This is a genomic window from Arachidicoccus rhizosphaerae (assembly GCF_900107765.1).
Taxonomy (GTDB): domain Bacteria; phylum Bacteroidota; class Bacteroidia; order Chitinophagales; family Chitinophagaceae; genus Arachidicoccus; species Arachidicoccus rhizosphaerae.
Genome location: NZ_FNQY01000002.1, coordinates 270,147 through 292,162, shown reverse-complemented (window position 1 = coordinate 292,162; position 22,016 = coordinate 270,147). Strand labels below are relative to the sequence as shown.

The following is a 22,016-nucleotide window of genomic DNA, read 5'->3' as shown; positions in this document are numbered from 1 at the left end:
CGAACTGATAAACAATAGCATACAAGAACGAATCAGGCGATTAAAATTCAGGGAGCCTTGCCTGGCTGTTTTTGGGTTTAAAAAATAAGCGAAAATCTGCTGAAAATGGCATAAAATATAGGGTTTTCGGGTTATTTCTGGTAATTATTGTTTAATTTTGCCGTCCCGAATCAAAACCCTCGGGATTTTTTTATGAGCGAAAACAATATTGTTAATCCAAACGCTGAACAGGAACAAGCAGCAGCTGCAACGCAGCCTGAAGCTTCAACAGCGACAACAAATGCTCCTGAAGTAATTGAATCTGCACATGATGATTTCGATTGGTCAATCGACAAACGTAATGTGGCTCATTATTCAAAAGAAGATCAAGAAAAGTACGGTAAAGTCTATGAAGATACTTTCGTACAGATCGAAGACGGCGAATTGGTAAGCGGTACGATCGTAGGACTTACTAAAACTGACGCTGTTGTCAACATCGGATTTAAAAGCGATGGACTTATTTCCCTGAATGAATTCCGTGATTTACAAGATCTGAAGATCGGTGATGAAGTGGAAGTGATGGTGCTTGAAAAAGAAGACCGTCAGGGTAATCTGCACCTGAGCCGCAAATCTGCCCGCACCTTCCGTGCTTGGGAACGTATCGTGGAAGTTCACAAAACCGGTGAAATTGTTACAGGTACCGTTACCAGCAAAACTAAAGGTGGTCTGATCGTTGATGTATTTGGTATGGAAACCTTCCTGCCAGGTTCTCAGATCGATGTTAAACCTGTAACTGATTACGATCAGTTTGTAGGTAAAACTATGGAATTCAAAGTGGTTAAGGTGAACGAGACCATCAAAAATGCCGTAGTATCCCACAAAGCACTGATTGAAAGCGATATCGAAGCACAACGTGCTCAGATCATCAGCCAACTGGAAAAAGGTCAGGTATTAGAAGGTACTGTGAAAAACATCACAGACTTTGGCGCCTTTATGGACCTGGGTGGCTTAGATGGTTTACTTTATATTACAGATATCTCATGGGGCAGAATCTCTCACCCATCTGAGGTACTGAAACTGGATCAGAAAATCCAGGTGGTTGTTCTGGACTTCGATGATGACAAACGTCGTATCAGCCTGGGTCTGAAACAACTGACTCCGCATCCTTGGGATGTTTTACCAGAAAACATTACTGAAGGTGCTACCGTAAAAGGTAAAGTAGTGAATATTGAAGACTATGGTGCATTCCTTGAAATCCAGCCAGGTGTTGAAGGTCTGGTTCACGTCAGCGAAATCACTTGGGCTAACACACCCATCAACGCTAAAGAATTCTTCACCTTAAATGATGAATACGAAGCTAAGGTTGTTACCCTGGACAAAGATTCTCGTAAAATGAGCCTGTCTATCAAACAACTGACAGAAGATCCTTGGAATACCATTGAAGATAAATTCCCTGAAAACAGCAAACACAATGGTCTGGTGAAAAACATCACTCCTTATGGTGTTTTTGTTGAACTGGAACCAGGTATCGGCGGCATGATCCACATCAGCGATCTGAGCTGGCTGAAACGCTTCAATCACCCATCCGAGTATGTAAAAGTTGGTGACAACATCGAAACTGTTATCCTGTCTATCGATAAAGAAAACCGTAAATTACAGTTAGGTCACAAACAACTGGAAGAAGATCCCTGGAATGCCCTGGAAGATACCTTCGCTGTTGGTACAAGACATGAAGCCACTGTCACTCGTAAAGATGATAAAGGTGCTTTAGTTCAGCTGCCTTACGGTCTTGAAGGTTTTGTTCCTAACCGTCATCTGGCCAAAGAAGATGGCACCAGCGTAGGACAGGACGATACTGCAGAATTTGTCGTAATCGAATTTGACAGAAACGAAAAACGTATCGTTTTAAGCCACGCTCGTATCTGGGAACAAGCTGCAGTAGAAACAAAAGAAGCAGCTAAGAAAGAAGCAAGAGCAGAATCTGAAAGCACTAAGAAAGCTGTAAAAGCTATCCAGAGCAAAGTTGAAAAAACTACCCTGGGTGACTTGGGCGCTTTAGCAGATATCAAGGCTAAATTGAAATCTGAAGAAAACGAAGCGAAAGATCAGGCTTAATCCGTCTGAACTTTATTAAGTTTCAAAAGGTTTTATACATAAATCCCTCCGCCTTTTTTGCGGAGGGATTTTTTATTTAAAGACCTCCACTACCCGGCTAAATAAATTACAGGTCATAAAATCAATGGTCTTAAAACGAAAAAGGGAAAACAGTATCACTGCTCCCCCTTTTCCTATTCTTAAAAAATGAATCCTGACATAAAGATCCCGGTTCAACGGGACTTAATCCACCAATTCATGACTGGCTCCTTTGGCGATCGGAAACACATGCAGTAACTGGGGAAAAAGCGCTTCCATGGTTTCTATTGCTCCATTTGTTGATCCTGGCAAGGTTAATACCAAGGAGTCCTTAACAAAGCCCGCCACGCCTCTTGACAGCATCGCATAGGCGGTTCGCATACCTCCATACACTCTGGCTGCTTCCATAATGCCGGGAATGCTACGCGTTAAAAGCGGACTAACGGCCTCCGGCGTGACATCTCTTTTGGAAAGGCCGGTACCGCCGGTAAAAATCACTAATTTATATCCCTGATCAGCAAAGTATCCGACTCTTTGTTGAATCAGATTAAAATCATCCGGAATAATATCATAGACGGAAGGATAGATATCATACTGCGACAACTGATCCATAATGGCCCTGCCTGCACGGTCCTGTTTAACTCCTTTTACGATACTGTCAGAACAGACGACGACCGCACAGCTAAAATCAGATCCTGCATACTGCATATAATCCGATTTTCCGCCTTTTTTATCTATCAACCGAATGCCGTCAATCTCTATTTCCTTATCCAGCGGCTTTAACATATCATAGATGGTCAAAGCTGTAACAGAGGCGCCATGCATGGCCTCCACTTCAACACCCGTTTTATAAATGGTATGTACATCCACCGTAATAATAATCTTCAGCCCTTCCAGCCTGCATCTGATGGCAGCATACTCAACCGGCAAAGGATGACAATCCGGAATTAAATCACTGGTCTTTTTAATGGCCAGCAATCCTGCCGCCCTGGCAAATTCAAAAACATTTCCCTTGGGTACGCGCCCTTCCTTAACAGCGGTGGCGGTTTCCGGTAACGATAATTTTACGATCGCCTCGGCTCTGGCTTTTCTTAAAGTGCTTATCTTATGGGTTATATTCATCATAATACATTTGCATTTGCGGGATTCAGTTTCCACTGATACCCTACTTTATCAACAATTTCCTTTCCCCAAATGGGCAGTTCTTTTTTAACCCTCGCCAGCAGTTCCTGACAGGCCAGATAGGCCGCTTCGCTATGAGCAGCTGAAACAAATATAAACAAAGAGCAGCCTCCTGTTTTAACCATACCCAGACTATGATAGACATGCATACATCTGATTGGGTATTTTTCAAATAAATCTTCTTTGATTTTTTTAATGCATTCCAGTGCCATGGATTCATAGGCCGTATATTCAATACCACTTATTTTACCGTGATCTGTCTGGTCCGCTCTGACCTGGCCTAAAAATATCTGATGCGCTCCTATATTAGTTTTAAACTGATGCTTCCTTATTTGTGCAGAAATAAAAGCTACAGATATAGGCCCCTGAATAAATAAGCTTCTTCTCATATCTTATATTTTACTTTCCATAAATTTTAAATGACCGCTTGTTATATCCTCACTGATCAGCCGCCTGAAAACGGAGGCATGAAAGCAATCGTATGGTTATTTTTAAGTAACCTGTTGGTATGAATCAACTGCCGGTCCAGGGCAATTAAATACATTTGCTTTCTGAGTTCCGGATATCTGTTTAAGACAATCTGTTCCACACTATCCGTATCCTCCACATCCCAGAGCCTGATCGAGCTCTCTCCTGTCACCTCTGTAAGATTTCCAAAAAATAAAACCTCTGCTTCTGCATTCATAGTAATACTTTTTAATTCAACTAAACTATTTTATACGTATTCCTGACTTAAAAAATGAATCCCTACCAGCTCTCCTTTCTTAATCACTGAAGCCTCTGAAGGCAGTTCAATTAAACAATTGGCCCTGGCCAGTGAACTCAGTTTATAAGACTGTTGTTCTTTTAAAATTTCTACCCAATCATTGTTGAAATATCCTTTCAGAAAATAAGTGTTACCGGCAGGCTTTTCAAATGCTTCCTGCAAATGAGCTAAAGGCGGTTGTTCAAAAATATCTGAAGCACCGCAAAGACCTCTTATAGCCTGCCTGACATACAATTGATAACAGCCAAAGGCAGCGGCCGGATTACCGGGTAACCCGAAAAGGAATTTTGAGGCGGTCTTGCCAAATAATAACGGTTTACCGGGCTTTTGGCAGATTTTATAAAAGCAGCGCTCTACCCCCAACTGTTCTAATACCTGTACTACATAATCATATTCCCCTACACTTACCCCACCTGTCAGGATAATCAGATCAGCATCTATGAGCGCCTGCTTCAACGCCTCTAATATAGCTTCCCGATCATCTTTAACCCTTTTTAGAAATACAAAATCTACTCCATCGGTTTTTAAAGCGGCCATTAACTGATAAGAATTAGCATCATAAAGTTGACTTCCCACCAGTGGCCTGCCAGGTATTTGTAACTCACTGCCGGTTACAATCAGTGAAACCCTGGGCTTCTTATACACACGTACAAGGTCAACCCCTGCACTGGCCAAAAGACCAATTTTGGCTGCGGTAAGTCTCGTTCCTTTTGCCAATAAGAGCTGCCCCTTTTTAATAGATTCCCCCTTTACTCTTATGTTTCTCCCTCTGGTGAGACCCGGGTCTTCCGCCCGAATATAATCCTCCACCCTGACCACCTTTTCCTGCACAACAACGGTATCTGCTCCATAGGGAATCGGAGCTCCCGTAAATATTCTAACGGCTTCCCCGGGTGATAATTCCCCGGGGCTTAATACTCCGGCATAATTCTCCTGGGTCACCTTTAAGGCCACGCCCCTTTCTGCCATTCTTATCGCATAACCGTCCATGGCAGACTGATCAAAACCCGGAACATCCGTAGTGGCTAAAGGAGCCGTAGCCAGATAATACCCTAGCGCGTCTAATATCCTGCGGTCTTCCTGCAAAAAATTCCCGGCGGATACTTGTTCTTTTATAATGGCTCTGGCCTCTTTCACACTTATCAAAACATTCCATTTAAATAGTTACAAATCAATATCTAGGATTCCAAGGTCTTTTTTCTTTCTGTATGTCCCAGGGGCTTATCCTTACATATCAGATCTCGGATCATTATTTTATAGAGTTTAACATCCTCGAATCCTCCGTTTTTTTTCCTGTCAAATAATTCTTTTTTGTCCAACCGAATCTGAAACCTTCCGGTTACAGCAGAAGGAGTCAGCGTTACCCCGCCTAACTCGTCCGCAAAAGTGGTTAATAATTCCTGGGCCACATAAGCAGACCTCAGCAACCACCCACATTTCGGGCAATATTCTATTTCAATAATTGGTTTAATTTTCATTTTTATTATATTTTATTACTGCCTGCAACATACTTTCACCCAACTTAACTATCCCTCTAAATATTGTAAAGCAGAAGGACTGGTGCATACAAACCCGGATTTGTCTTTCCCGCAGACCGCGCATTGATAATTATCCGGCACTTCCTGCCAGGTTGTTCCGGGTTCTATATCAAAAAACGCGTCCCCTTTTTCCGGATCATATACACTCAGACAGCTATTACACTGATAAATCTGCCTGTTATCTTCAATTTCGGCCTGTTCTGCCACCTCCGTTTCCAATGGAAATTCCTGACTCAGGTTACGGCTATAAAATTCCTTGCATAAGGAGACCAGGTAGGTGCCTATATATTCTTTTTTCACGTCCTCTCTGAAGACCACCCATTTTTGAGTATTAGGGTTAAAATCAACCGTATGTAAAATATCATACCTGTCCAAAGATTTTAATCTATGAGGATTTTTCAGGTTTTTCTTTTTAATTAAAACGGAGGAAAACAGTTTGGACATGGGCTTAATCTGCACGCCAAAACATAGCCCATAGGTACGGACATCCTCTTTATCAAAATGACGGATAACAGCTCTTTTAATACTTAGTCCTTCTTCAGAGCAATCCTCTATTTGCCAATTGAGTTCATTGGCAGCGTGACGGACATTCACCCTGTACTTACCTAAAATAAAATCCCACATGGGCCTGAGTGCCGGATCAATATCTTTAATGATCAGGCTTTTCCAGGGTGTGGTATACATCTCTGCCACTTTATTTTTCAGACACAGCTGACAGAGTTCCAGTAAAAAAGCAAGGTCAAAAAATTCATCCCGGCGGTAGATCCCCAACCAATATGAATTGCCTACTTTATTAAAGCCTTCGTAATAAGGCAAATAAAATCTGGCAATCTTCTCCGGCCCTTCTGCCTGAATATGAATGTAATGTATCTGAGAAAGTTTCTTTGTAACCAGCCTTTCAAAAAAGACAAGATCCCTGCGTAAGGCCAGAGCCGGGTCTTCAAAAACTTCTTCAATAGCCTTGGTAATAGCGCCGATATTATTGGTATAAATCCATTCACCCCAATGCAGCACTTCTTCACTTTCCGGCAATCTTAAACTCAGGCGCCAATAATGGCTCTTTTCAGTAGCCACCCAATTGATATGTCCCGTATACAGAGGTACAAAACTCTGACAAAATGTTGTTACGTTGACTTTACATTTCGGATGCTGTTCAAACTGGTCAAATACATCTTTATACACGCCTTCTCTTAACCAGCTGTCTTCCTGATAAAAATGGATCACCGGATAGGCACTCAGCATTCCAGGTTTAGCGAATCTCTTCTCTTCCAGTTCGACGCCTTCAACTGCACATGCTTTTTCAAAAAAGGGCTGACTACTTTCCTTAACATCCAGTAGTAATTGCTGGCGTAAGCCAAGTCTTACTTTGCGAACACCTGCTTTAGATGCTAACTCCAGAATATTGGCCAGGTACCCCGGAGACACAATCCCTCCCTTAAAGGGAATACTATAGGTTTTTAATTTCTGCATAGCTATTCATTTGTACTTTTTATTGCCATTATTAACTTACTAAGTTATACAGAAGATGCAGCAAGTGACCTTTCCAGAATTGCCTGGACTTCCGGTCGACAACTTCCACATCCCATTCCCGCGCCACTGGCCTGACAAAGTGCTTTTAGCTCACAGTGCCCATCGTTAATTTTATTAATGATATTGCCTTCACCGACATTTCCACAGGAGCATACAATTTTCCCAAGCACAGGTTCGGCGGCGCCTCCACTCCTCAACAGTTCCAATCTTTTTTCAGAAAGCTCTGTCCTATTCTCGATTAGTGTTTTAAATTCTAAAAATTCTGTTTTATCTCCAATCAGAATAGCTCCGACAAGCTTATCCTGATGCACAATACATTTTTTATAATATCTTTTGGCACGATCCAGGAAAATAACCTCTTCGTAGGTTGCGTCACCCTGGGGCGCATCCGAAATCCCCACGGAACACAGTTGAATGCCGTGTACCTTTAAAAGATTCATGGCTAAGGAACCGCTATAATAGGAGGCAATATCACCGTTCAGATAAGAGGCTACTATGGCGGCCTGCTCTTCAGCTGCGGCTGTAATACCAAATAGCATCCCGTTATGTTCCGCTATTTCTCCGATTGCAAAAATATCCGGCTCACTCGTCTGCAGGTAGGCATTGACCACCACCCCCCGTTTGCAATTCAGCCCTGCCTGAATGGCCAGCTCCATATTGGGTCTCGTCCCGATAGCCATTACGACTGCCTGACAGGTAATTTCATTACCACTCCTGAGTCTTATGCCCGTTAATTTTTCTTCTCCTAAAAATCTGTCAACTTCATCATTGAATAAAACTTCAATCCCTTTTTCAACTAATTCCTCATGTAACAGCTGACATCCTAAACTATCCAGCTGCCTGTCCATCAGTCTGCTGGATCGCTGCAAAATGCAGGACTGCACACCAATCTCCATTAAAGACCCTGCTAATTCTATACCCAGTAGCCCTCCACCAATGATAACGACCTTTCCACCTTTTCTGTCCAGATGTTCCATAAACTGATCCGCATCCATCCTGGTTCGCATCGCAAATATCCCAGGCATCTTGGGCGTGTCCTTCAGAATAAACGGCCGGCTGCCAGTGGCCAGTATCAGAATATCATAATGATGCCACTGGCCTTTATCATCCTTAATTCGTTTACTATCCTTATCAACGCTCACGATACTTAAGCCGCGATGCAAAACCACCTTATGATCAAGTTCTTCATCTCCGGTCATTTTCACAATCTGTTCCCAGCTTTGAGTGCCGCTTATATAATCAGGCAACATCACCCTATTATAAAAAGGCTGATCCTCCTTGCTAAAGACCTCTATTTCATCAATACCATTAAGTTCCCTGTATCTTTTGACAAAACCAAATGCGCCGGCGCCGGCACCGACAATTACTATACGCTGTTTAGGCTTTATATATTTTCTGACCTGGACTGCCGCATATTTAAAATCCGGCTGTTTGGAAACCTTGTCCAAAAGTGCATTCGTAATATTATTCGCTCTGTTTAAATCACTACCTTGCATTTTCCCCCAATGCATGGGTAAAAACACGACTCCTTTTTTAATATCGGAAGTCAGCTTCGCCTTTACCCTTACCGTTCCCCGGACACCTGTTACTTCAATTAGTTCATCTTCCGATATGGCTCTTTCAAAAGCATCCTCAGGATGTATTTCCAGAAAGCTGCGCGCAATATGTTGCTTTAATTTATTTACTTTTCCCGTTTTGGTCATGGTATGCCACTGATCTCTGATTCGACCGGTCGTTAGAATGAGCGGTAAATCCTCAGATAACGGTTCAGATTCATTTTCATCATTGGGATCATTGATAATGGCTTTCCCTGATTTTGTATAAAATCGTCCATCAGCAAATAATCTGGGCATATTTTGCAGTAAAGGCTCCTTGGGGTAAGGCCACTGTACAGATCGCTTTTCCTTTAAAATCGCATAATTCAGGCCACCAATATCCATATTCGTACCCTCGGTCAGCCTGCAATGTTCTAAAAATATCTCTTCACTGTTTTTAAACTCAAATCCGGCAAACCCCATCCTAGTTGCAAAATCACAGAGAATCTCTGCGTCAGGTCTGGCTTCACCCGGGGCTTCAGTAATACGGCTCAGATAGGTAATGCGCCTCTCTGCATTGGTCATCGTACCTTCCTTTTCGGCCCATGCGGCAGCTGGTAAAATCAAATCAGCATACTGCAAAGTTTCAGGTTTATTACTTACTTCCTGAACAACGACAAATGCAGCTTTTGCAAGTGCTGCTTCCGCCTTTCTTACATCCGGCAGGCTCACTAACGGATTGGTGCCCATAATCCAGATGGCTTTTAGGGATCCCTGCTCCATGGCATCAAACATCTGAGTTGCCGTAAGGCCGGGGGCTTCTCCAATGGGTTTTCCACCCCAGAATTGCTGCACGTATAACCGGTCCTGCTCATTAGATAATAATCTGTGGGCCGGTAAAATATTGGCCAGTCCTCCCACCTCTCTTCCTCCCATGGCATTGGGTTGTCCTGTCAGAGAAAACGGCCCGCAACCAGGCCTGCCTATGCGGCCGGTAATTAAATTGAGATTGATTAAAGACAGGTTCTTATCCACTCCACGGACACTTTGATTAAGACCCATGGTCCACATGGTGAGTAATCCTTTGGAATGCGCAATGAGTGACGCTGCCTGATAAATATCCTCCGGCGGCACGTCACAGATGATAGCCGCCTCATGAACCGTGCGCTCCATTACCTTTTTAGCCAAAGGCAGAAATCCTTCCGTATGATGATTGATATAATCCATATCAATATCCCCATTCTCTATAAGTATTCTGGCCAGGGCATGATGTAAAGTAATATCAGTGCCGGGCCTGATCTGCAAATGCACATCGGCCAGTGAACAAGTCTGCGTTTTTCTTGGATCACTGACAATTATTTTAAGGTCGGGGTTAGCAGCTTTGGCGGCTTCCACCCTTCTCCAAACTATAGGATGGCACCAGGCAGGATTAGCGCCGGCCACAAAAATGAGATCGGTTTGTTCAATATCGTCATAACAAATGGGCACACTGTCTTCTCCAAGACTCATTTTATAGGCAGCCACTGCACTACTCATACAGAGCCTGGAGTTTGTATCAATATTATTGCATCCGATAAAACCTTTAACCAGCTTATTGACGATATAATATTCCTCCGTCAGACATTGGCCGGAAGCATAGAATGCAACACTTTCAGGCCCGTATCTCTCTATAATGGAAGCAAAAACCCTGGCCGCCCTTTCCAGCGCAGTGTCCCAGCTGACCCTCTTTCTGGGCATTTGCTTATGGTAACGCATTTCCGGATACAGTAACCGGTCACTTTTATCCATAACCGTATAATGCAGATTCATGCCCTTACTGCACAACATGCCTTTATTTACAGGATGCCCTTTATCCCCTTCGGCGACAAGCATTCCATTACTATCCTTGTGGACAATAACCCCACACCCAACGCCACAGTAACAACAAGTTGTTTTAAAACTTTCTGGCATACCTCAGCTCTTTTACACGGTCCTTTAATTGAGACTAGTAAGGGACTGCCATTTGGCAGACATACTCTTATATTAATCCTTATTATCGCTGCATAATGATCATTTACGCAATATTCAGTTACCTTCCATCAGGATGCACATTGCAGGCAATCCTTATCGATCTGGGCGTTTTCGTTGATTGCGTTTTCTCCTATAAATACCTTTCCGCCTTCTACTTTCACAGGATATACCTTAATATGATAATCTTCTCCGCTTAAACATTTGCCGGAATCTAAAGAAAAAGTCTTTTTATGAAACGGACAGGCCACTTTAGGTTCTTGCTGTTCACCCACCGATCCGGTCATTCCACGGCTGAGCGCCATTTGGTGGCGATGAGGGCATAAATTCTGGGTGGCATACCATTTGTCTGTCCTGGCAAAATAAAAAAGGGCAATCTGGTCATTTCCTTTTTTTACGCAGACGCCGCCATTGTGCGGCACATCTTCTACCTGGCAGGCATGAAACCATTTAATATCATTGCTGTTTATATATTCTGTCTGATGCATATTTTTTGTTTTAATGAGTTACAATGTGCGGATGCATTTCGGGTATTCTAAACTATTGCCATTCCAATACACGTTTTTGATCCCGCATGGGCACAAATTCTATGGTCGGATCTTTCTGTTCCGGCGCATTAACGAAATGAGCGAATCTTTTTCGGATATTCGGGTCTTCAATGGCCGCCTTCCACTCACATTCATACTGGCTTAATATGGTCTGCATTTCAACCTCCCATTCCAGACATTTTCCAAGACTATCCTCTACGACCACCTTGCGCAAATAATCAATTCCGCCTTCCAGTTTATTCAACCAGGTTGCCGTGCGGGTTAACGGATCCGCCGTTTTAATATAATACATCAAAAAGCGGTCAATATAACGGATACAGGTTTCACTATCCAGGTCCTGCGCTAATAATAAGGCATGCTGTGGTTTACTTCCACCATTGCCGCAAACATACAGGTTCCAGCCTTTTTCAGTGGCGATGATACCAAAATCCTTGCTTTGTGCCTCAGCACATTCTCTGATACAACCTGAAACGGCAGATTTTAGTTTATGAGGTGCTCTTAGTCCTTTATATCTATTCTCAATCTGAATGGCAAAACTTACACTATCATGAAGTCCAAACCGACACCAGGTACTACCCACGCAGCTTTTTACCGTTCTAAGGGATTTGCCATAAGCGTGTCCGCTTTCAAATCCGGCGTCAATCAGCTCTTTCCAGATAAAAGGCAAATCACTTAAATGTGCACCAAACATATCAATACGCTGTCCTCCGGTTATCTTGGTATAGAGATTATATTTTTTAGCCACTGATGCAATTACCAATAATTTATCCGGGGTAATTTCACCGCCTGCAATTCTGGGTACAACAGAATAAGTTCCACCCTTTTGTATGTTCGCCAGAAATCTGTCATTGCTATCCTGTGCAGTATCATTATTCTTGCGCAAAATCATTTCATTCAGTGTACTGGCCAGTAGAGAGCTGACAACAGGTTTACAGACTTCACAACCGTCTCCTTTTCCATGTTTATCCAAAACCTCTTCAAATGAACTTAATTTATCGAGTCGTATCAGATCATAAAGCTGTTGTCTGCTATAAGTGAAGTGTTCACAAATATCCTTGCGCACCTCTTTACCCATCGTTTTAAGGGTCATGGCCGCCAGATCTTTCAGCATGGGTACACATCCTCCGCAACCCGTACCGGCTTTTGTACATTTTTTAAGTGCATCAACGCTTTCATGGCCATCTTTCACTGCCTGACAGATATCTGCCTTGGTAACGCCTTCACAACTACAAATCAGCGCGCCATCCGGCAATGCTGCCAGACCAGCACCTGCAGGCTTATCTCCTTTTTGCTCCGGAAAGACCAGGCTGTCCAGGGCTTCCGGTAAAAGCATGCTGTTTTTATAATACTGTAATAAATTATTGTATTGGGAGGCCTCACCAACCATCACCCCACCCAGTAAGTATTTGCCGTCCAAAGAGACATTTAACCTTTTATAAATCCCATTTACTTTATCCTCATAAATGACATGCTGGGCTTTATCAGCCGTTAAAAATGGGTCACCGAAACTGGCAACATCCACACCAATCAGTTTTAATTTAGTGCTCATGTCAAACCCGGTGAAAGTGCGTTGCTTATTTTCCCCTTCCAGATGATGGGCAATAATATGCGTCATGGCTACTTCAGCCATATCATACCCGGGAGCTACCAGACCATAAACCATTCCTCCATGCACTGCACATTCACCAATGGCGTATATGCTCGGATCTTCCGTTAACATCTGATCATCGACTATGATACCGCCTCTGCTGCCTGTAGCCAGCCCGGCAGCCTTAGCCAGTTCGTCCCGGGCATTGATGCCGGTAGAGATCACCAACATATCCAAAGAAAGCTCGCTTTCATCAACAAACTGAATTCCGGTAATTCTATCCTTGCCTAAAACCTGATAAGTATGTTTACGTGTATGGACTCTTAAACCCAGGGCAGTTAGTTTACTTCTTAATACAGCGCCACCTGCATCGTCCAGTTGCCGAGGCATTAATTTGGGTGCAAACTCAATAACATAGGTTTTTTCTACACCGATATCTACCATTGCTTTAGCAGCTTCCAGGCCTAATAACCCTCCTCCTAAAACCGCTGCCTTTTTGACATTTTTGGCATAATCCATGATTTTATCCAGATCATCAATGGTTCGGTATACAAATACGCCCGTTTTATCCACTCCGTGAATAGGTGGCACCATGGCCGCAGAACCTGTTGCCATTACCAGTATATCATAAGGAAGCTCCAACCCGCTTTGGGTGAATAATATTTTATTTTCACGGTCAATGCTCACCCCTGCATCCCCTAGATGCAGGTCAATGCCCTGCTCTTCATACCAGGAAACCGGAGCCATGGTTAACTGTTCTGCTGAAGTCCCATTAATATAGGATGTAAGGTGTACTCTATCATATGCAGGTCTGTGTTCTTCGCCTAATACAGTAATATGATAAGTCCCTTTAGGGGCTTTCGCGGCCATTTTCTCGCAAAATTTATAGCCCACCATCCCATTGCCTACGACAATTATTCTTTTCATATTATTATATTATTTTTAATTCTATATTTATATTTTTAATTAAAACAATTACTTTTTTCATTTATTTGTTCTAATTTCGATGTAAATTTAAATTCATAATTTGAATTTAGATAATTTTTTAAGCAATTTTATTATATTTATTTTTTTATAATTTATATAAATGACACAACAATCCACATTAATATTGGTAGGTGCCGGCCCGGGAGACCCCGATTTAATTACCGTGAAAGGGATTAAAGCACTGAAAGAGGCAGATATTGTGCTATATGACGCATTAATTGACCCTGAATTATTATATTATTGTAAAAAAGCATGTATTAAGCAGTATGTCGGCAAACGTGCTGGCCAGCATTCCCTGACACAAAAAGAAATCTGCAATCTTATTATTAAATTATCTAATAAGTATAAAATTATTGTTCGTCTAAAAGGTGGCGACTCTTTTGTTTTCGGAAGAGCTACGGAGGAAATCGAGGCAGCCAGATCAGTGGGCATGGAAGTAAAGGTAGTCCAGGGGATATCCAGCGCACTTGCCGTTCCCGCTTCGGCATTTATCCCCCTTACCTCCAGAGGTATCAGCCAAAGCTTCTGGGTAGCGACAGGCACCACCAAAGACGGCAAACTCTCCAAAGACATTTATTTAGCCGCCCAGTCAACCGCAACCATTGTCCTGCTAATGGCCATGAATCACCTACCGGAAATCATGTCCGTATTTTTAAATTATAACCGGGGCAATACGCCTGTTGCGATCATTCAGGAAGGATGCACCGGTCGCCAAAAAATGATTTGTGCAGATGTAAATAACATCTGTCGTTTGGCAGAGGAGCATCAGATGTCCAATCCCTCGGTGGTGATTATAGGAGACGTAGTTCTGAGTCAACAGGAACTGTCGGGTATAGTATCCTTGAAACAGGCCATTTAAGCATACAGCAAACAATACGCTTATATAAAAAAAAACAGAGATAAACAGCCCGTATATTATTAAAATAAATATACATTCCATTAATCTCTGTCTTTATTTACTTCCTGGCAAATAAGGTCATTTATAACTCAATAGGAAATAAAAGGTGGAGCTGAGGAGAGTCGAACTCCTGTCCAAACGCCGCTACCATAAGCTTTCTACATGCTTAGTTCTTTATTACTTGTCGGAAAAAGGCAGGGAAAGAACCAACCAACCTTTTCCTTAGCTGAATAAATCTTTTGTCACCGGCACAGCCTGAGGTGACAGCATCCTGTGTTTGATTTTGAGTCGGCGGCGGAGCCTGGTATCAGGACGACCTGCTCAACGCGGCCCGAACGGTTGTCTAATTAACTAATTAGGCAGCCATAGCAAACTGTCTGTTGCCATTTGAATTTTGAGTATTCAGATTTAAGCGCTAATTACACAACGCGCTGCATGCTTACACCTACCGCTACTAGCGCTGTCAAAACCAGGTACAGCCCCTTAACAAGTAAATTGTAGTCACTTTTGACTCAAAGAACTTTTACAAAGGTACAACTTTTTTACATCAAAGAGAATATTTTGCCGTTCGGCCCCTTATCTATGCAGGGTCTTCACAATTATTAACACTGGTGGATTATTTTGTTTTAAAATAAACATTTTTTTGCTTTGTTTTGTCCTAATCATTTTCACAAAGCGCCATGCACCTGAACGCCGAGCTTAATGCTTTATTTTCTTTAATAGATGATCCGGATGAAGAAATCTTCGATCTGATCTCAAAAAGAATTGTCACTTACGGCAGGGAAGTGATCCCACGGCTGGAAGACCTTTGTGAAGAAACTCCCGACGATAAGATTCAACGTCGCATTGGGGAGATCATCCGGCAGGTTCAGTTTGACAGCCTTGTCAGCGAAATCCAGCTCTGGAATGCGGAAAACACCCATGACCTTTTAACAGGCAGTCACCTGATTGCCAGCTATTCCTATCCGCATCTTTCTTTAAATGCGCTCCGGGAAAAGGTAGCCCATATCAAAAAAGAAATATGGCTGGAAACCAATGACTTACTTACATCACTGGAGACGGCCACCCTGGTATCTAAAATATTGTTTCAATTCCAGAAAATTCGCAGCGAACGAAATAACTATGAACATCTTGAGCATTTTTGCCTGCATTCAGTGGTAGAAAAGAAAAAGGGAAATGCATTATCTACTGGGATATTATACCAATTACTCTGTGAGATGCTGGAAATCCCTATTTTGCAGATCTCTGTTCCGGATCAAAATATACTAGCCTGCTTTCAAAGAGGTTTTATGGGAGATTTAGTGACTGACCAGTCTTTTCAGGCACAGATTCTATTTTATATAGACGCTACGACAGGCAAGCTCTATGGTCAATACGATCTGGACAAATACTTTCAACAATACCGCATTCCCAAAAAGGATAGTTATTTTAAACCGCTCTCCCATCAGATGATTATCGGAAATATGGCAGCTGAGCTCGGCAAATGCTACCTGTCTGCCCGAGACCTGGAACGGAAAAAAGATCTGGACAAGATTGCCAACCTTTTAACCCGCACGGAAAAATAATTGCATTTTTGCCAATATATGCATTAATTTTACCTGTACTTTTAAATTATTACAACAAACATGATAATGCCTTATCTTACTATTGCCCCTTCCGGCAATAAAGGTAGAGGAGTCTTTACCACTCAGGCTATCCCAAAAGGTCAGATTATAGAGATTTCTCCGGTAGTGGTTTTGTCTGCCAAAGACCGAAAACACATCGAAAAGACTGAATTATTCAATTATATTTTTGAATGGGGCAAATCCCGCAAAAAAGCGGCTGTCGCTTTAGGTTATGTATCTGTATATAACCACAGTTATAAGTCTAATTGCGAATATGAAATGGATTTTGATGACAACACCATTACGATTAAAACAGTTAGAGCCATATCCAAAGGTGAAGAACTTTCCATTAATTATAATGCCGATCCCAATGACAGTACGCAGGTTTGGTTTCACCATTTAATAGAGCAGCAGTAACCTATTAAAATAGAATTTCAGTAAAAATACCTCAAAGATTAAAAACAGGTAATACGGTTGTAAACAGAGGCTTTAGATTATTACACGATTGGACTCTATACCACGCTCTTCCGATTGACAATGTCGGAACGGCAGATAAAAACAAGACCAGTCTGAGCTTTATTGAAGTCAGATTGGTTTTGTTATTTTAATGACCGTTAGGGCAGGAAATGTACTAAACAGATAGGTACCTACTTTGCTGACCCCGGCTCCCGCCTCATGAAATACTTTACTATAGGTAGCCGTATGTTTAAAATCAGAAATAACGGCCGTGCCGCCCGGTTTAAGAATTCGTAAAATCTGATGACAAGCCTGAGCCCGCAGTTCTGCCTTTGGTATATTGTGTAAACACAAATTACTAAGTATTACATCAAAGCTATCATCCGCCAAATTAGTCGTACAGATATCATCACTCAGCACATCTATTCTCTCCTCCACCCCTTCGCTTCTGGCATTGGCCAGCAAGGCACCTTTTGTATTATCAGACAGGTCCTGCGTACGCCAGATGTCAAGGGCCGTCACCTGGCCATCTGTCAGGTGCTTGGCAGCCCCTATGGCAAGTAGCCCTCTGCCCGCTCCCACGTCCAATACTTTTTCATGTCCGGTAAATGAATAAAGCGCCAACATGCGATCCCTGTGCCTGAGTTTGCCGTATTTGCTATACCAGATCATCAGCAAAGCTTCAATGATCATAAATATCCCTGTATATAACATGGTCCAGTTAAGGGTTGTCAGCCACGACCCTGCATTAATCCGCGGTAATACAAAAATCCCCAGGACATAAAGCACCACGCCAATAATAATTAAATTTCTGATAACACCAGGTGCATCAATCCCATATTTTGCCTTTATTTTTGCCATAACTGCCTCTATTTTTGAGAGAAATTCCTGCCTTTTAATTTCGATGTAGGGGAAATCAAAAATACCACATACAATTTAAGCTTTTTTATTCAGAATTGTTCCTCTGAGCTAAAATTTAGCTATCAAATTACCTGCTGAGGGATAGTCTTTTTCGGATAGTGGCTAAGGCAATCATACCGATTAAAAAGAAAATGGCAAGAGCGACCACTGAGTAACGCATACTACCTGTAAGTTGTTGCACGAAACCAAAACTAAAGGTGCCCAAAACAATCGCTATTTTTTCAGTAACATCATAAAGACTAAAATAAGACGCAGTGTCTGTGGTTGCAGGCATAAACTTCGAATAAGTCGACCTGCTCAGAGACTGGATACCTCCCATCACAATACCGACCAGGGTGGCAACGATATAATAACCGGTTGCAGTCTGAATAAAATAGGCCAATATACAGATACCAATCCAGACCAGCACAACCCATAATAATACATTTATATTTCCGTAACGCCCCGATAGCCAGGCCATCATCTGGGCACCTCCAATGGCCACCAGTTGTATAATCAAAATACAACTGATGAGCTGAGTGGCGCTAAGGTTCAGTTCCTGGCTGCCAAATAAGGTCGCGGCAATCATAACCGTCTGCACTCCCATGCTATAAAAGAAAAACGCAGTCAAATATCTTTTCATCACAGGCATTGTTTTCACTTCGGAAAGGACTTTTTTCAGTTCCTTCAAGCCATTATTCCAAAGCGTAACCTGGGCGCCCGCTGTTTTTGACTTCCCAGGGAGTGCCCTAAAAGTCATCTGCGCAAAACCCATCCACCATAATCCGACTAATAAAAAGGATATTCTGGCCGCCAGTCCGTCAGACATCCCAAAAGGTTTTACCAGAACAAGCACAAAACAGATGATCTGTAGCAACACACTACCCACATAACCATAGGCGAACCCTTTGGCACTCACTTTGTCCTGCAATTCCACCGGTGCTATTTCTGGAAGATAGGCATTGTAAAACACTAAAGAGCCACAGTAGCCAATGGCAGCAATAATACAGGCTCCAAGGCCTAAAACCAGGCGTTCTTTAGTAAAAAAATAAAGCAGGCAACAGGCCACAGCCCCTAAGTAACAGAAAAACTGTAAAAAACGCTTTTTATTACCCCGGCCATCTGCTATGGAGGAGAGAATCGGGGATAAAAAAGCGATGACAAGGTAGGCGAATGCAATAGCATAGTTATAGAGAGCACCGCTCTCAACATGCCATCCAAACAGATCCACACTGCGGCTGATCACGGTGCCGCCTGTATCCTTGACTGCTGTAAGTGCATCATAATATACCGGAAATATCGTAGAGGTGATTACCAGATTGTAAGCACTATTGGCCCAATCATACATCGCCCATCCCCGGATCATCTTCTTGGAAGCAGCAGTCATTTCCATGGAGCTTAAATTTAAACTATACCATTTGTAAACTATGGCCAGAGAAAATCAAAATTAAAATCACCAGTCCTACAACTATACGATAAATACCAAACGCCTTAAAGCCGTGTTTGGTCACAAAACCAATAAAAGATTTAATAGCGATTATGGCCACTATAAATCCAACCAAATTACCTACACCTAAGATTCCCCATTCATGGCTGCTGATAACGAGACCTTGTTTATAAAAATCATAGAGCTTTTTTGCAGTAGCGCCAAACATGGTAGGTACGGCCAGGAAAAAAGAAAACTCAGCCGCAGCCTTTTTTGTCAATTTTTGTTGCATACCACCAATGATACTTGCCGCACTTCTGCTCACACCCGGAATCATTGCCAGACACTGCCAGATACCAATCTTAAAGGCACTTGGATAAGGGACATTATCCGCATTGTCCAGGGTCGGATTCTTAAATAGCTTTTCTACAAATAACAACACAATACCGCCCAACAACAGGCAAATAGCAACGATCGTAACATTGCCTAAAAAAGCTTCAATCTGCTTATTAAACAAAAGACCAAGTACTACGGCCGGTATAAAGGCCACAAACAGTTTATAATAAAAATCAAGGGATTTAAAAAAGCGCTTAAAATAAAGTACCACTACCGATAATATAGTACCTAATTGAATGGCGACGTTAAACAGTTGGACAAACTGATCATTGGGATCAATTCCTAACAGGGAACTTCCTATAATCAGATGGCCGGTAGATGAAACAGGTAAAAATTCAGTTAAACCTTCTATAATTCCAAGAATAATGGCCTGAATGTAATCCATAAAAGAGAGAAGTTAGGGTAAATAAATAAGCGGCAAAGCCGCTTGGGTTAATAATCTAAATTAAGTTTTAATTGATTTTTTAGTGCCAGTAAAGCGGGATTTTTCTTCACCATCGCATCAAAACGTTCCCTGCTGCTAGGAGGCAATTTCACTTCCATCGCCGTCGGCGGCACATATAACGTAAATGTCAGTAACCTGTTTTTAAATTTCCTTTGCAGAAAATCCAACAGCATCATTTTTTCATGTTCAATAATCTTTTTTTGCGTCACAGCCTGCACCTCAATTTGAAAGAGTTCCTCTGACTGTATGGTTAATTTTGCCGCATTAAAAGTATTCGCTGCAGAGTGCTTGCCCTGGGCCAGCAAGTTATCAGCAAATTCATCCCATAGCGGCTTTAATTTCTCCATGGTAAGCGGATCAGGGTTTTCCACTTCCCTTACCTCATATTCACGGCCGACTTTTGCCTTAATAGCATCCAGGAGATTTTGCCTGGCCGGCCTCTTCAGCGTATTTCCGGTACTACCTTCTATTTTTTGTTCCACCGGACGACTGGTAACAGAAGCAGGTGGTTCAGAAGGGCTGATTGGGTCACTTGACCGCAGATTGCCTACAACGGGATTTGCATTAAACTGCTCATTTGTGGCAGCGGGCGTTTTATTTTCAGGCTGTACATATAGCGCAGAACCTGTAGCAGATGCATTAGCGTGATGATTAAGTACCGGCGCGGCGGTCTTCTTACCAGTGGCAGAACTGGCAACATCCATGCTTAGAATCTTTCTTTCTCTATAGGCTACCGGACCATCAATCTGCTTTTTTTTTACCACCTTTCCGGACTCATCCAATGACAGTTCAATGGCCTGTTGCAAAAAATTAAGTTTAATCAGTGCCATTTCAACATGCAGTCGTTTATTTCTGGCCATCTTATATTCAATTTCCGCCTGATTTAAAATATTCAGACCGCTGACCAGAAAAGAAGCAGAGATCTGCCCTGCCCTTTCCTTATATTTCACCTGCATGGCATCAACGACATCCAATAATTCCAATGCTTTGGGCTGTTGACAAACTAGTAAGTTACGGATAAATCCTGCAAAGCCGTTGAGCACGATATCCCCCTCAAAACCCTTTTTATTTATTTGATCATATAATAACAATGCACTGGCCATATCCTGAGCGACAAGACTGTCCAGCAGCTGAAAATAATATTCATCATCCAGGATATTTAAATGCTCCAGTGTATTTTGATAGGTCACCGCTCCGTTGGTAAAGCTGACGATTTTATCCAAAATACTTAATGAATCACGCATACAGCCCTCACTTTTCTGTGCGATCAACTGTAAGGCAGCTTTTTCAGCTTCAATATGCTCTTTAGTGGCTATTTGTTCTAAATGACCAACTGTATCCTGATTGGTAATTCTTTTAAAATCAAAAATTTGACATCGACTTAAAATGGTCGGCAGAATTTTGTGCTTTTCAGTGGTGGCCAAAATAAATATCGCATAAGAAGGGGGCTCTTCCAATGTTTTCAAAAAGGCATTAAAGGCACTGGAACTTAACATATGCACCTCATCCACGATATACACTTTGTATTTCCCCGCTTGTGGTGCAAACCGCACCTGTTCCACCAGTGCCCTGATATCATCCACCGAATTATTGCTGGCAGCATCCAATTCATGAATATTCAAGGAAATCCCCTCATTAAAACTTTTGCAGGATGGACACTGGTCGCATGCTTCACCATTTGGTTGCAGATTCTCACAATTAATGGTTTTAGCCAAAATACGGGCACAGGTTGTTTTCCCCACCCCTCTTGGACCACAAAACAAGAAAGCATGTGCAAGTTGACCATTCTTAATTGCGTTCTTTAATGTTGTTGTTATATGTCCTTGACCCACAACTGTATCGAAGGTCTGGGGGCGATATTTCCTGGCTGATACTACAAAATTGTCCATATGTGATGCAAGATAAACAATTCAGCAATTTCTAAACGATCCTTTACCCAGACGACTGCTTAATGTGGATAAATTGTGCCCAGTTTCCAAAATATAGTAGGTAACCAGATGCCGCTTTCTTCAACATTATCACAAATTTTCATATATCAAAAATAAAGCAGGTATTTAAGGATTTTGGGGTTAATTTTGTCATCATTCATCAATTGAAA

Annotated in this window: 17 protein-coding genes and 1 other RNA gene; 4 read left to right on the top strand and 14 right to left on the bottom strand. The window is 42.2% G+C overall.

The window, feature by feature from the left end:
- The first annotated feature begins 192 nt into the window (after positions 1 to 192).
- A complete protein-coding gene (gene rpsA, locus BLU80_RS03565) occupies positions 193 to 2,094 on the top strand; it encodes a 30S ribosomal protein S1 (protein WP_091393497.1) in 1,902 nt (633 codons plus the stop codon).
- Positions 2,095 to 2,316: 222 nt separating this feature from the next.
- Here the strand turns inward: rpsA and moaCB are convergent, their stop codons facing one another.
- The 9 genes from moaCB to nirB all read right to left on the bottom strand — a co-directional run bounded on the left by moaCB (position 2,317) and on the right by nirB (position 13,733).
- On the bottom strand, positions 2,317 to 3,237 hold the full coding sequence (gene moaCB, locus BLU80_RS03560) for a bifunctional molybdenum cofactor biosynthesis protein MoaC/MoaB (protein ID WP_091393495.1): 921 nt from the start codon (positions 3,235 to 3,237) through the stop codon (positions 2,317 to 2,319).
- Positions 3,234 to 3,683, bottom strand: coding sequence for a molybdenum cofactor biosynthesis protein MoaE (locus BLU80_RS03555; RefSeq protein ID WP_091393492.1), 450 nt, complete (start codon positions 3,681 to 3,683; stop codon positions 3,234 to 3,236). Before BLU80_RS03555 ends, moaCB begins: the two co-directional genes overlap by 4 nt.
- A 56-nt stretch (positions 3,684 to 3,739) precedes the next feature.
- A complete protein-coding gene (locus BLU80_RS03550) occupies positions 3,740 to 3,979 on the bottom strand; it encodes a MoaD/ThiS family protein (protein ID WP_091393489.1) in 240 nt (79 codons plus the stop codon).
- A 30-nt stretch (positions 3,980 to 4,009) separates the two neighbouring features.
- Entirely contained in the window at positions 4,010 to 5,197 is a 1,188-nt protein-coding gene (locus tag BLU80_RS03545; RefSeq protein ID WP_244518714.1) for a molybdopterin molybdotransferase MoeA, read from the bottom strand.
- 41 nt (positions 5,198 to 5,238) lie between these two features.
- Entirely contained in the window at positions 5,239 to 5,538 is a 300-nt protein-coding gene (locus BLU80_RS03540) for an Rdx family protein (protein ID WP_091393483.1), read from the bottom strand.
- 48 nt (positions 5,539 to 5,586) lie between these two features.
- Positions 5,587 to 7,068 carry a rubredoxin gene (locus BLU80_RS19825; protein WP_091393480.1) on the bottom strand — a complete coding sequence of 494 codons (1,482 nt, stop codon included), beginning with the start codon at positions 7,066 to 7,068 and terminating at the stop codon, positions 5,587 to 5,589.
- 44 nt (positions 7,069 to 7,112) lie between these two features.
- On the bottom strand, positions 7,113 to 10,613 hold the full coding sequence (locus tag BLU80_RS03530) for a nitrate reductase (RefSeq protein ID WP_091393476.1): 3,501 nt from the start codon (positions 10,611 to 10,613) through the stop codon (positions 7,113 to 7,115).
- A 128-nt stretch (positions 10,614 to 10,741) separates the two neighbouring features.
- Positions 10,742 to 11,158: a nitrite reductase small subunit NirD gene (nirD, locus tag BLU80_RS03525; protein WP_091393474.1), complete on the bottom strand. Its 417-nt coding sequence runs from the start codon at positions 11,156 to 11,158 to the stop codon at positions 10,742 to 10,744.
- A gap of 52 nt (positions 11,159 to 11,210) precedes the next feature.
- The gene (gene nirB, locus BLU80_RS03520) at positions 11,211 to 13,733 is read right to left on the bottom strand and encodes a nitrite reductase large subunit NirB (protein WP_091393471.1); all 2,523 of its coding nucleotides are present in this window, start codon (positions 13,731 to 13,733) and stop codon (positions 11,211 to 11,213) included.
- 160 nt (positions 13,734 to 13,893) lie between these two features.
- Between nirB and cobA the strand changes: the two genes are divergently transcribed.
- Positions 13,894 to 14,652 carry a uroporphyrinogen-III C-methyltransferase gene (cobA, locus tag BLU80_RS03515; protein ID WP_091393467.1) on the top strand — a complete coding sequence of 253 codons (759 nt, stop codon included), beginning with the start codon at positions 13,894 to 13,896 and terminating at the stop codon, positions 14,650 to 14,652.
- Between the two features lie 143 nt (positions 14,653 to 14,795).
- Here cobA and ssrA read toward each other — a convergent pair.
- Positions 14,796 to 15,174, bottom strand: a transfer-messenger RNA (tmRNA) gene (ssrA, locus tag BLU80_RS03510).
- 197 nt (positions 15,175 to 15,371) lie between these two features.
- Between ssrA and BLU80_RS03505 the strand changes: the two genes are divergently transcribed.
- Together BLU80_RS03505 and BLU80_RS03500 are read left to right on the top strand one after the other, a co-directional pair.
- Positions 15,372 to 16,256, top strand: coding sequence for a transglutaminase family protein (locus BLU80_RS03505; protein ID WP_091393464.1), 885 nt, complete (start codon positions 15,372 to 15,374; stop codon positions 16,254 to 16,256).
- Positions 16,257 to 16,322: 66 nt separating this feature from the next.
- Positions 16,323 to 16,712, top strand: coding sequence for an SET domain-containing protein (locus BLU80_RS03500; protein WP_244518710.1), 390 nt, complete (start codon positions 16,323 to 16,325; stop codon positions 16,710 to 16,712).
- A 168-nt stretch (positions 16,713 to 16,880) separates the two neighbouring features.
- On the opposite strand, the gene BLU80_RS03495 is transcribed toward BLU80_RS03500, so the two are convergent.
- The 4 genes from BLU80_RS03495 to BLU80_RS03480 form a co-directional block, all read right to left on the bottom strand.
- Positions 16,881 to 17,612, bottom strand: a complete 732-nt coding sequence (locus tag BLU80_RS03495) for a class I SAM-dependent methyltransferase (RefSeq protein ID WP_091393458.1) — start codon at positions 17,610 to 17,612, stop codon at positions 16,881 to 16,883.
- Positions 17,613 to 17,739: 127 nt separating this feature from the next.
- Positions 17,740 to 19,044: an MFS transporter gene (locus tag BLU80_RS03490; RefSeq protein ID WP_244518708.1), complete on the bottom strand. Its 1,305-nt coding sequence runs from the start codon at positions 19,042 to 19,044 to the stop codon at positions 17,740 to 17,742.
- Between the two features lie 16 nt (positions 19,045 to 19,060).
- Positions 19,061 to 19,858: an undecaprenyl-diphosphate phosphatase gene (locus BLU80_RS03485; protein WP_091393454.1), complete on the bottom strand. Its 798-nt coding sequence runs from the start codon at positions 19,856 to 19,858 to the stop codon at positions 19,061 to 19,063.
- Between the two features lie 47 nt (positions 19,859 to 19,905).
- Entirely contained in the window at positions 19,906 to 21,807 is a 1,902-nt protein-coding gene (locus BLU80_RS03480; RefSeq protein WP_091393451.1) for a DNA polymerase III subunit gamma/tau, read from the bottom strand.
- Between the last annotated feature and the right edge of the window lie 209 nt (positions 21,808 to 22,016).